Origin of the sequence: Burkholderia sp. WAC0059, from assembly GCF_002870125.1 — a bacterium.
Taxonomy (GTDB): Bacteria; Pseudomonadota; Gammaproteobacteria; order Burkholderiales; family Burkholderiaceae; genus Paraburkholderia.
In genome coordinates this window covers 43869-55685 of sequence record NZ_PNEO01000008.1, presented here as the reverse complement: position 1 = coordinate 55685, position 11817 = coordinate 43869, and the positions used below count along the sequence as shown (strand labels likewise).

Here is an 11817-nt window from a genome sequence, read left to right as displayed (position 1 = left end):
CCCCGCCTCAATGTAAGGTTTGCCTGGAGGAACTCACGCCGCCACCTGACTGGCAGCGCCCAGGTCGAGCGGTAGCGGCCACTGGGGAATGGCGCCGAAGCGGCCTATCACCCAGTCGTCGTCGTAGACCGTATCGAGATACCGTTCACCCAGATCCGGCGAGATCAGGACAATGACTGCGTCGGCGGGAATACGCTCCTGCCAGGCCTTCACGCCCGCGAGTACCGTGCCGGTGGATCCGCCGGCGAGAATGCCGTTCGAGCGGGCCAGGAACCGGCACATTGCGATCGTGTCGACCTCGGGCACCATTTCAAACGCGTGAATGCCCTCCGGGGAAAAGATCTCGGGGCGGCGACTGGTCCCCAGCCCGGGAATGTGCCGCGGACCCGGGCTGCCTCCAAAGGTCACCGATCCGACCGCATCCACGGCAATAATCCGGGTGTCGGGCCGGTACTGAGCGAAATACTGCACACAGCCCATCAGCGTGCCGGTCGTCCCCGCTCCAACAAACAGATAATCGATGGCTTCAAAACTCTCCGCGATCGCACGGGCAGTCGCGCGATAATGCGCGCGGGGATTCTGGGGATTGGCATATTGATTCAGCCACAGGTAATTACAATCCTGTGACACCGCATCGTGAATATATGCAATTCGGGTACCGAGAAATCCGCCATTGGCATCACGCTGGTCAACGGTGACCACTTCCGTTCCCAGCGCTTTCATGACCTTGACATTACTCGGTGAGGCATTCGGGTCCACGACGCAGGTGAACCGGTAGCCGCGCTCCGCGCAGATGATGCTCAATGCCACGCCCAGACTGCCCGAGGACGATTCAATGAGCATAGTCCGCTGCCCGATGCGACCCCGAGCCTCGAGATCCTCGATCATCCCGAGCGCGGTTTTCATCTTGATTGATCCTGCCGCGTTAAATGCCTCCAGCTTCATGAACAGCGCATCAAATCCGAAGTGCTCAATTTTTACAAAATTGTGATCGTTCAGAATATTCGAAATAGCAGCCACGTAAACCTCCAAATTCCAATTGCTTGAATTGAAATTCATGCTGGATATAAACGCTCCCTTTCCTCGTGGTTATTAAATCGAATTCCATCGTGGTGCAATGCAAAGTGTTCTCATGGACTCGATAAGTTGAGATAATCGAGCCATGCGCCGCCTTCCTCCTCTCGGTGCGCTGCGAGCCTTCGAAGCAGCTGCACGTCATCTGAGCTTCACTCACGCTGCTGAAGAGCTATGCGTGACACAGGCAGCCATCAGCCACCAGGTCCGTCAACTGGAGCAGTGGCTCGGTATTCAGCTATTCGAACGGAAAGGTCATGCCCTGAAACTGACCGCGCAGGCACAGGCCTATGTGCGCGACCTCGGCAGCGCGCTGGACCTTATGTCGGGAGCCACCGCACGTGTACGCCGGCGTACAGACGGTCCACTCCGGATCACCGCTCTCCCGTCGTTCGCCTCGCGCTGGCTGGTGCCGAGACTGGGACGCTTCCAGACCCTTCACCCGGAAATCGATTTGCGGCTGACCAGTTCAGCGTCGCTATGGGATGGATCGAGCGATAACTTCGATATGGGCATCCGGTCCGGGCTGGGACGCTGGCACGGGCTCAAATCGGACCTGATTGCACGGGAAATGCTCAGCCCGCTCTGCAGCCCAGCACTCGCCCAGGGCGACCATGCTCTGAGACATCCGTCCGATCTGCTCGGTGTCCGTCTTCTGCACGATGCTCCGAAAGCCGCCTGGCGGGTATGGCTCGAGCATGCCGGGGTTGACGGCGCGGATCTCGACTCGGGGCTGAAATTTGACGACGCCTCGCTTGTCCTGCAAGCCGCCCTGGATGGCCAGGGAATCGCCCTGGGCAGGCTTACCCTGGCGGCCAACGACCTGCAGGCTGGACGCCTCGTGCAGCCCTTTGATATCGCAGTCCCGAACGACTATAGCTACTGGCTCGTCTATCCGCGCACGGTATCCGAAAGGCCGGATGCCGTGGCATTCCGGGCATGGATCCTGGCCGAAGCGAGAATCCTGCCGGCCTTCACGACCTCCGACGATATGGCATCCGTCGCCCGACCCGCACGCACGGCCGGCTAGTTGCCCTTTACCAACAAGCAACTGTATCTGGTCGTAAGTCAGAAACTGCATGAGTAACCTGGCTCCAGGGCTGGCCTGACTGCGGCATGGCATTGAGGATACGCACGAGTTTGTGGGCGCCGACGACCATCGCGACCTTCTTGATAAAAACTATGTAGTCCTCATCGAATGCGATCCGCAACGCAACAGCTCACCTGCAGATGCCGGGCACGTGAAGCCCGAGCAGGCACACCGGATAGGCTGGGTGGCAAACCTGAAACGAGAAGCGTTCGCCAAGATTTCAGAGTAGCACTTGAAGAAGCCCAACTCTGTGTATTCATCGAACCCGACATCATCGAACTGCTTCAGTCAGTGATTGCGCCAACGAAAGGTTGATTGCATCCCGCAATCAACCCATGTGCCGCCCAGCCGGGCGGCGCACCTTCCTGAGTCGCGCACTGGATTCAGGAAAATAGTTTCTGCATCTCCGGCCCTGACGGGCCTGCGCGTGCTGCGCACTTGCCAACAGCGGTGGTCCGCAAGCGACATCGGGGGGGCGGTCTTGCTGGTCCCTTCAGAGTATCACGGCGTGCTCGCTATCAAGGGCTGCGCGCCTGCGGCGCTTGCGGCCTCGGCCGGCTTCGCCCCCTGACAGCTTGCGCTGCGCCGTGCTGACGACGGTTTCGGGCAATTCCGCCCGAGCAACCGGAGATCGTCATGGACGAGAAATCGCATGTCTCAATGGAACAACATATCTGCGTAGTGTGCGGCACAACCTTCGATACCGGCAGCATCCTGCTGGACCGGCGACTGCGCGCAAGCCTGAAACGGCATACAACGACGGGCTGGGGGCTCTGCCCCGAGCACCAGAAGCTGGCCGACGAAGGCTACGTCGCACTCATCGAATGCGATCCGCAACGCAGTGGCTCACCCACAAGCGCTGATCGCATGAAACCCGAGCAGGTGTACCGGACGGGCCGGCTGGCCCATCTGAAACGCGAGGTGTTCGCCAGGGTGTTCAACATCGCCCCTGAAGAAAACCAACCCTGCGTATTCGTCGAACCCGGTGTAATCGAACACCTACAGTCGATGATTGCGCCGACGAAGGATTGATTGCGCATCGCAACCAATCCATGCGCCGCCCAGCCGGGCGGCGCTTTATCTGCTTCGCCTGACCGGCGGACTCCCTGACGATGCAACGGCACATCTGCAGGCCGCATCCGACCTGGCAACCCACAGTCATGAGGTACGTCAGTACGCCCGCTGACGCGCTGCGCCGGCGCGGACTATCTGCGCCTTATCCTGACCGCAGACCAGCTCGCGCTTTATCGCGTGGTCACGCGCAACGCCCAGCACTTCCCGGCACTGGGTCGACGCTATCTGGAACAGACCGCCAGCCCGCACAATGCGCGTTTCGCCGGCTCTCTCAAGCGCTGGGCGAAACAGGAAAAATGGGCAATGCGCGACGGTCACGACGCAGCCCGCTCATTCGCGGGACTGCTGAAGGCGGCCCTCCATGACGAGGGGCTGCCCGAACTGCGCCAGCCCTCTGAAGCGGACATCACGACCCAGGCACCGCACGCTTCGCTGGCCATGCTCGCCCTGCTGCGCGGCGGATATTGCTGAACGCGAGAGAAGACGGTCTGCGGCCGTTGCCAGCGTGAACCGGCAATTTTCATTGTGGCAGAAGGGTGTACGTCGCGCGGGCACCGGTCTGCAGGACGCGGCACAGGGCGACAGGACGGTGCCCCTCACAGCCGATCGCGGGATACTCAATCTGCCTGGAGCCTCCCTGCCCTCTCTGCAACCACCTGGTGCTGTTGCGCGCGCAACGTCTCACGCCTTGTCGCTTCGCCAGCGAGGAATCCGGTCAGATCCGCCTCAAGCCCGACATCCCGGGCATCCGGATTCCGTGGCGCAACGCCGTGTTGCGTACGTACAAGGCTGGCCAGCTCAAGTGCCCGTTTTGCTGCCCCCGCACACTCGAACGCGACGGCATCGCCGTACTCAGGGGGTTCGGCACACTCCCATTCCTGCAACAGCGACTGGCGAGCCGTATGGAGCCGGGCCGGGAACTCGCGCAGTTGCGCGGCCACCTTGTGCCTCAGCCACGTCCAGCCGACCGCCTCCGGAAACTCAAAATCGGGCAGGCCAATCCCTCTGAGCGGATCGGAATGCTGCATACGTCCTGCTTCCTTCCTGGCCCAGTCAACGCGATGCATCATCATCATGGCCTCGCGCGCGTAGCACTCGAGTGCAATGGCCATCGTCAACGCCGTATGCCTTGATTCCCGTCGGCGCATCCTGCCATCGCGCACCGCATTCCAGCCGAGTGTGACGACCGAGCTGACGAACCCCGCCACGCCGCCGATCTTCAGCAGGTCCATCCAGCCGCTCTGTTTCAGGTAGCCGATCCACTGAAGCGCCATACCTCGTCCTCCAAGTTCCTGATCCGAAAGTATAACGGCCTCGCCAGACAAGACCCGCGCCTCACCGGCAGGCAGGCGTACCCGGCAGACATCCGGCCACGCCACACCATTGCCGGCCGGCGACCAGAAAAAACGATGCCCTCCAGGAGCGTCCGGGTGTCTCCCTCCACTCACGTTCCGGGCCGGGCTTTCGTGCTTCCGCACCGAGCCGCGTACCGCGTCTCGGCCCTCACGGGCGTCAATCCCTGACACAACCCCTCAACCCCTGAAAGACCTGTCCAGGTGGAGGCCGCACAGGCGGCCTCCACGATCGCCGCGCAGCGGCCCATCCCGGTCAAACCCGGCGCTTCGCAGCCGCCAGTCCCCTGAGTTCCTGCCCGAACCCGCGACCGTAGCCGATGCCGGCCCGGCGTCAAGGGGCGAGGGACCGTGTTGCCCGCACCCCTCCCTCGCCTTTTTCCTTGACGCCGGGCCGGCATCGGCTCCTTTGGCCGCACGGGCAGGAACCCAGGCGACCGGCGGCAGCACTGCCAAACCCCGGGTTCCACCGGGAGGGTCCCCCACCGCCTTCGGGAAGGCGAAACCCTCCGCCCCGTTCAGCGCAACACCCCTCAACGTTTTTGCTGTGGAGAACACCATGCAACTCGCTTCCTCTTTCCGTTACGGCTCCCCGATGCTTCGTTCCGACTCACCGCTGTCGGACGACCAGATCCGCCATGTCGCGCCGTCCATCTTCGCCGATGGCAAGCACGAAAGCCGCTCGGACCGCTACACCTACATTCCCACCATCGACGTCCTGCGCGGCCTGCGCAACGAAGGGTTTCAGCCGTTCATGGTCTGCCAGACGCGCGTGCGCGATCAGGGCAAGCGCGAGTACACGAAACACATGCTGCGCTTTCGCCATGCCGATCAGATCAACGGCGACGAAGCCAACGAAATCGTGATGCTGAATTCACACGATGGCACAAGCAGCTACCAGATGATCGCAGGCGTGCTGAGATTTGTCTGCCAGAACGGCATGGTCGCAGGCGATAGCGTCCGTGATATCCGCGTCCCCCACAAGGGCAACATCGTCCAGAACGTCATCAATGGCGCGTTCGACGTGCTCGACGGCTTCGACCTGATCCGCGAACAGAAGGAAGGCATGAAAGCCCTCACGCTCGATCGCGACGAACAGCACGCGTTCGCGCGCTCCGCCCTCGCGCTGCGCTACGACCCGACCAACGCCGAAGCCCCCGCACCGATCACCGAAAGCCAGTTGCTCGTCCCGCGTCGCTTCGAGGACCGCCGGGACGACCTCTGGACCGTGTTCCAAAGAGCGCAGGAAAACCTCACGAAAGGCGGCCTGCAAGGACGCTCGCGCAATGGTCGCGCCATGTCCACCCGCCCGATTACTGGCATCGACCAGAACATCAAGCTCAACCGGTCCTTGTGGATGCTCGCCGAGGCGATGCGCCAATTGAAATCCTGACCTTGCAGGGCGGCGCTTCCGCCGCCCTCTTATTCGATTCTGTCAGGACTCCTATCCGGGTCAAGTCCTGACGGGTTGTCGCAGCACGCTGACCCGGAATCTTTCCCTTAACTGTCTGGAGTCAACCATGCAAGCCCATGAAGTCGAAACCACCCCCGTCGCCAGCGCGCCCGAAACCGCATCGGTGCTCGAAACCAGCTTCGGCAACGAGCAGCCCATCGTGACCGTGCCGTATTCCAGCCTGCGGCGTTCCCCCCTCAATGCACGCACGAAACCGCTGTCGGGCATTCCTGCCCTTGCCGCCAATATCCGCGCCAAGGGCCTGCTGCAAAACCTTGTCGTCCACGAAATGAAGGCGGCACGCGGCAAGCAGCGCAAGTACGGTGTCTGCGCGGGGCAGCGCCGCGAGGCTGCACTCGACCTGCTGTTCGAGCAGAAGCACATCACCGCTGATTACGCCGTGCCGGTACGCATCGTCAGCGAAGGCGAAGCCCTCGCCATTTCGCTGATCGAGAACAGCGAGCGCGAAGGACTCGACCCGTTCGACGTGCTGCGCTCCTACCGGATGCTGGCTGAAGAAGGGCGCAGCGTCGACTACATCGCCACGCTGTTCTCCGCTTCGCCGCTCACGGTCAAACGGCGCATGAAGCTCGCCAACGTGTCGCCGAAACTGCTCGCGCTGCTGCGGGAGGACACGATCACGCTCGACCAGCTTGCTGCCCTCGCCCTCGCAGACGACCACGACACGCAGGAACTGATCTGGTCGGAAGCGAACGAGTGGCAACGCCAGCCCAACTACCTGCGGCAGGCCATCACGCGGACGGAAATCGACGCGAGCCGCAGCCGCCTCGTGCGTTTCGTCGGCCTCGATACCTACGAGACAGCAGGCGGGTATGTGCGCCGTGATCTGTTCAGCGACGACCAGAACGCGGGGTACATCGGGGACGCCGAACTGCTGCAACGTCTCGTCGCGCAGAAGCTCGACGCCGCCGCCGAAGAAGTGCGCGCCGAAGGATGGGGCTGGACGGAAACCCGCGTCGAACGCGACATGCTGGAACTGAACCGCTATGGCAGGCTGCGGCCTGTCATCCGACCGTATACGGATGAAGAGCAGCGTGAGGATGAGGCACTCACCGCACAGCATAACGAGCTTTACGACAAGCTCGAAGCGCTGTCGGAAGACGACGAGAACGCTTATGAGGAAGCGGAACAGATCAATGCAGAGATGGCGCGCATCAACTCGGCAATCGAGCAACTGGAAAGCCGGGCGGTCATGTGGCCAGCGCAGCAGATGGCCGAAGCCGGGGCATTCGTGATCGTCGGCCAGCAGGGTGAACTGGTTATCGAACGCGGCCTCGTGCGGCGCGAGAACAGTGCGGCACTGGAAGCAGCAGGTGCAACCGTCGCCGGGACACCCGAAGCCGAAAGCCCGGACACGCGGTCCGCCAAAGCCCCGAAGGTCAAGCCAGTTCACAGCGCGAAGCTCTGCCAGCGCCTCACCGCGCACCGCACCGCCGCCATCCATGCGGAACTGGTCGCGCAGCCCGCCGTCGCCCTCGCCGCCGTGCTGCACTCCCTGATCCCGAAGGCGCTGCCCGAGCACTACGGGCATATGTCCTCCCGCCAGTATCTGGCCCTGTCCGGCGAGAACAACCATGACACTCTGCTGCGCGCCGCCGACGATCTGCCTGCCAGCTCCGCGTGGAACGCCATCGAGACGCAACGCGCACGCTGGATCGCCACATTGCCGACGAAGCGGGCCGACCTGCTGCCGTGGCTGACCGAGCAGGACCCCGGTACGACGCTACTCGACCTGCTCGCATTCTGCACGGGCACCCTGCTCGACGGCATCGCGGGCGAGGAAAAGCCGCATGCGATCAACGCGCTCGCGGGCGTGCTGAACCTCGACATGGCCCGGTACTGGACGCCGACGCGCACCACGTATTTCGATCATGTCAGCAAGGCACGCATGGGAGAAGTGGTCTCCGCCGCTGTGTCGCCCAAAGCCGCTGCCGACCTCGCCAAGATGAAGAAGGCCGACGCGGCAGCCGCCGCCGAACTGCGGCTCGCGAAGGTGACATGGCTCCCGGAAATTCTCACCGATCGCGACATCCCGGCCACGCCCTCGTGGGCAAACCACGACGACGAGGATGAGGACGAGAGCGACGGCATGGATACCGGAAACGGTGCGACCGAAGCACCGGACGACGGGGACACCGACACGGAACCCGATGCCGGTAACGGCTCCGGGCATATCAACGACACGCCAGTCGATGCGGCAGCGACACCTGTGACCGGCAACCCGTTGACGCCGTGGCCCTTCCCGACGGCGGATGGCATGAACAGCGCGCAATCCGGCCCGCTCGCGGCGTAACCCCAACCCTCGCCCCGGCAACGGGGCGAGGCAGGTGGCGGCCCCGCCCGACAGGCCGTCGCCTGCTCTCACTTTCCGGAGAATCCACCATGTTCAACCATATCCGCATGGTCGTCCTCGCCACCAACGCCGAAGGATCGCCCGACTTTTTCCTGACTTTCGCGGACGTCACCGACACGCAGTACATGCACGGCTTGCACTACGACATGGCGCTCGCCCGTGCCGAGGATGAAGGCTATGAAAGACCGATGATCGCCTTCGATCCCAACGACGCCGCAGCGCGCAGGCTCCATGAGGTGGTCGCCTACCTCGACGTCAAGCACACGTAACCCGCGCGGGCGGACGGCACACCGTTCGCCCGTGTCAGCCGGGTATCCGCCCATTCTGGAGATAACTCACCCATGACGCACTTCGATCCTGCGGATCGCCGCGTCAACGAAAACGCTTGATGTTCGCGCAGAACAGCGCGTGAATGATGTCATCGCAACCCGACAGGGAGACGACCATGAAAACGCCTGACGTACCCGATCATGCAAGACAGCAGATCGCTGAAATCGCCGCCCGGATATTCGGCCTGGAAACCCTCGAAACGCGCAACTCCGACCGGCTCGACTTCTACGATCTAGCGGTCTGGTCAATCAGGGAGGCACTCGAAGCGGCCTGGCTGGCAGGAGTCGCCGACGCGAAGGCCGGTCGAGCTTGACCGCGATCCCGCACGGCCCACCCTGCGTGGTGCGCGCCGGGATTCATTTCGGCTTGGTGGAAGACTGCACCGACGAGAGGTAACCCGTCAGGGCAGACGACGCACCGTCTGCCCGCTCCCAATGAGTGCCTGCCCACCACCCTGCCAGCCCGCCCGCGCCTGCCGCCAGCAGCATTACGACCAGCCCACCCGCCACCAGCCCATAGCACGCCCGCACGAACCGCCGCATGGCGATCCGCTCAAATGACGCCAGCGCTGTGTCAAGCCGTTGCCGCTGCTCACGTGCCGCAATAGCCGTTACCCCGACAAGCCGGTTTCCGGCAGCCCGCGCGATCCGGTCCGCCGCGCGCTGCGTGAGCACCGCCAGCGCCTCCTCGTTCAGCGCCGCGAGCGCCGCCCGGTAGCGCGCCTGATGTTCGGCAGTCATCTTCTCTGCGATGGTGATCGTTTCCTTGCAGCGTGCCAGAGCCTCGCGGTGCTGCGCCATCAGTGCCTGGGTCGCCGCGTGCGCTTCGGCCCGTGCCGCGTCAATGCCGCCCACACCCGCCTGCCGGATGCGCTCCGGCATCGCTTCGTAGAGGCGCACGTAGTATTCGAGCACTGCCAGTACCGACCACAGCGCATCGTTGTCACGCAGGTTGAGCGCGGCCGACACCCGGCGCATGCGCAGCAGGCTCGCATCGTCCGGCTGTTCGCCGCTCACTTCGCGAAAGAGCCGCGCAAGCGGATCGGCCGGGCGGCCACGCCGCGAACGCCGCTCAGCCATCGCCCGTCACCTGCACGAACATCGCGTCGTAGCACGTCCGCCAGCGCAGCAGCTCCGCGCGCTGGCCGATGGGCATCGTCTCAACCGCCTTGCGTACCGACAGCCGCTGGCTGCGCAGGTCATCCGCAACACGGTCAGCCAGTTCGGGAAAATCCAGCGACTTCCCCTTCGCCTCAATGCTCCTGCGCAGCTTCGAATCCTGATACAGCACGAAGCGTTCAGGCGCACCGTAGTAGCCGTTGCGCACCACATGCGTGGTCGCATCCGGGAAGGTCTCGCTGAACTGCCGCAGCAGTTCGAGACTGTCGCGCTGCCGGTTGATGACCCAGAACACAACGAGCCGCCGCCCCAGTTCATCGAGCGTACTGCTCAGGGTCGCGCCGTATCGCGCAACCCCTTCCTGATTGCGCGCCGCCGTGCTGACCACCACAACCGCATCACGGTTTGCATCGCAGTAGTTCACCATATCGATCCAGCCACCCGCCGTGTCCAGATCGAACGATGCACACCCTATCTCGTCGTGGACCGCCCGCATCACGTCCGGGTTCGACGTGTCGGTTTCCACCAGCACGGTCTTCATGCCCCGGCGCTGGAGGTTATCCACGAGCGCGAGAGCGATCACGCTCTTGCCAACACCGCCCTTGCCGCCGGCGACGAGATAGATGGGATTGACTGTCGTGTCCACTGTCGCGTTCATGGCGACTCCCTACAGATCGTCGGTGTCGGGCCGGATGGCAAAGCCAAGCGTGCCCTGCACCGGCGCGGGTTGTCTGGTTACCGTCTTTCCCCCATCCTTGCGGACCTGATTCGTGCGCGGCGGTGCGTCGGGCGGGCGGGCCGCCGGGCCGCCTGCCTGCCCTGCCGCTCGCGCGCCTGATGTGCGTGTGCCCGCCCCGGCACCGCTGCCCTTGCCAGTTCCTCGCAGGGCGTACCGGATCGTCCCTGCCGTGAGATCGAGTCCGTGTTGCTGTGCCTGCTCGGCAATCTGCTCCAGCGTATAGCCCTTGACCTGAGCCGCGCGAACATGCGCACGCACATCGCGCATCGCATCGCGCACCGTGACACAGCGTTCCTCATCTGGTTTCTCCGGCAGCGCATCCAGTGCGCGGGCAAACGCATCCCATTGCGATTTCGTGTAGACCTTCGCAACAGGCATCGTCATCCTCCCGCGCATTCGGTACGCACCGCCATAGCCCTATCGTGCGCACGCGAAACACGCTCGTCAACACCACTTTTGCGCGTGATGGACGCCCGTGAGAACAGCATGGAACTCAGGGGTACCCGGGAGAACAACGCATTTTTTTGTGCATGTGGTACGCACGCGACGCTTTCCCGATGGCACATCCAGGTTCACCGGCATAACGCACCGGATTCGCATCGCCTGCGCACCGGACAGCACACTGACCTGAACAGCAGATACGCCGTGCAGGCGCAGCACTTCTCACCGCGACGCGCTTCTGTTGCACACGGCATTCTCCCGTGGCTGCGCATCACCACGCATTCCGGTACGCCCGATCAACGCATATCGTTCGTACTGTTTGCGGCAGACGATGCGCTTCGTGAGACGCAGCGTTAACGCACACAACAGGTCAACGGGTACGCACACTTGACGCACGCGGGTACGCAGTTTTGACGCACGGGTGTACGCAGCCGGTTTACTCCGGACGGGGGACCATGACGCGCGGCGTTCGCACGGGTAACGCACGCGGTACGACAGGGCCTGACCAGATGTTTACGCCAGCGCGGAAACCCCTGCGCGCGACGTTTACTCCGGGCGACAAAAAACACACCGAAAACATGGGATGGCAGGATAGGCTACCGCCGGTTTTGGGCGCCATGCGCGCAAATGCACCTGTGCGGTTCCAACGTCCAATGCAAAATCACGCCATTGCCGCCTCCGCTCAGGCGACGACGAAGCGAACGCACATGGCTTCGCGCGCGGCGCGACGACTGCCGTCATTCGACCTCGGGCAAGAAACACCGCAGATGGC

General features: G+C 63.3%; 13 protein-coding genes. 8 read left to right on the top strand and 5 right to left on the bottom strand.

Annotated features, from left to right (window positions below; translation table 11 throughout):
- Positions 1–33: 33 nt before the first annotated feature.
- Positions 34–1059, bottom strand: a complete 1026-nt coding sequence (gene sbnA, locus CY652_RS09995; protein WP_102130551.1) for a 2,3-diaminopropionate biosynthesis protein SbnA — start codon at positions 1057–1059, stop codon at positions 34–36.
- A gap of 103 nt (positions 1060–1162) precedes the next feature.
- Here sbnA and CY652_RS09990 point away from each other — a divergent pair, with 103 nt between their 5' ends.
- The 4 genes from CY652_RS09990 (at position 1163) to CY652_RS09980 (ending at position 3709) form a co-directional block, all read left to right on the top strand.
- Positions 1163–2104 (top strand): transcriptional regulator GcvA, encoded by a 942-nt coding sequence (locus CY652_RS09990; RefSeq protein WP_102130550.1) that lies wholly within the window; start codon positions 1163–1165, stop codon positions 2102–2104.
- Between the two features lie 112 nt (positions 2105–2216).
- On the top strand, positions 2217–2393 hold the full coding sequence (locus CY652_RS24430) for a hypothetical protein (RefSeq protein WP_180970513.1): 177 nt from the start codon (positions 2217–2219) through the stop codon (positions 2391–2393).
- Between the two features lie 407 nt (positions 2394–2800).
- Entirely contained in the window at positions 2801–3196 is a 396-nt protein-coding gene (locus CY652_RS09985) for an ATPase (protein ID WP_102130549.1), read from the top strand.
- 150 nt (positions 3197–3346) lie between these two features.
- The gene (locus tag CY652_RS09980; RefSeq protein WP_180970533.1) at positions 3347–3709 is read left to right on the top strand and encodes a TetR/AcrR family transcriptional regulator C-terminal domain-containing protein; all 363 of its coding nucleotides are present in this window, start codon (positions 3347–3349) and stop codon (positions 3707–3709) included.
- Positions 3710–3855: 146 nt separating this feature from the next.
- Here CY652_RS09980 and CY652_RS09975 read toward each other — a convergent pair whose 3' ends face one another.
- Positions 3856–4512 (bottom strand): hypothetical protein, encoded by a 657-nt coding sequence (locus CY652_RS09975; protein WP_102130547.1) that lies wholly within the window; start codon positions 4510–4512, stop codon positions 3856–3858.
- Positions 4513–5149: 637 nt separating this feature from the next.
- On the opposite strand from CY652_RS09975, the gene CY652_RS09970 reads away from it, so the two are divergent.
- From CY652_RS09970 to CY652_RS09955, 4 genes are all read left to right on the top strand, one after another.
- Positions 5150–5983, top strand: coding sequence for a DUF932 domain-containing protein (locus tag CY652_RS09970; RefSeq protein ID WP_102130546.1), 834 nt, complete (start codon positions 5150–5152; stop codon positions 5981–5983).
- 127 nt (positions 5984–6110) lie between these two features.
- Positions 6111–8357 (top strand): ParB/RepB/Spo0J family partition protein, encoded by a 2247-nt coding sequence (locus CY652_RS09965; protein WP_102130545.1) that lies wholly within the window; start codon positions 6111–6113, stop codon positions 8355–8357.
- A gap of 89 nt (positions 8358–8446) precedes the next feature.
- The gene (locus CY652_RS09960; RefSeq protein WP_102130544.1) at positions 8447–8686 is read left to right on the top strand and encodes a hypothetical protein; all 240 of its coding nucleotides are present in this window, start codon (positions 8447–8449) and stop codon (positions 8684–8686) included.
- Positions 8687–8862: 176 nt separating this feature from the next.
- Entirely contained in the window at positions 8863–9060 is a 198-nt protein-coding gene (locus CY652_RS09955) for a DUF6900 domain-containing protein (protein ID WP_102130700.1), read from the top strand.
- Positions 9061–9103: 43 nt separating this feature from the next.
- On the opposite strand, the gene CY652_RS09950 is transcribed toward CY652_RS09955, so the two are convergent.
- Genes CY652_RS09950 through CY652_RS09940 form a run of 3 tightly spaced genes read right to left on the bottom strand, consistent with a single transcriptional unit; the run spans position 9104 to position 10982 of the window.
- Complete coding sequence (locus CY652_RS09950; RefSeq protein WP_102130543.1) at positions 9104–9826, bottom strand: hypothetical protein; 723 nt, start codon at positions 9824–9826, stop codon at positions 9104–9106.
- Entirely contained in the window at positions 9819–10523 is a 705-nt protein-coding gene (locus CY652_RS09945) for a nucleotide-binding protein (protein ID WP_180970511.1), read from the bottom strand. The genes CY652_RS09950 and CY652_RS09945 overlap by 8 nt, the downstream gene beginning before the upstream one ends.
- Before the next feature lie 9 nt (positions 10524–10532).
- The gene (locus CY652_RS09940) at positions 10533–10982 is read right to left on the bottom strand and encodes a hypothetical protein (RefSeq protein WP_102130698.1); all 450 of its coding nucleotides are present in this window, start codon (positions 10980–10982) and stop codon (positions 10533–10535) included.
- Between the last annotated feature and the right edge of the window lie 835 nt (positions 10983–11817).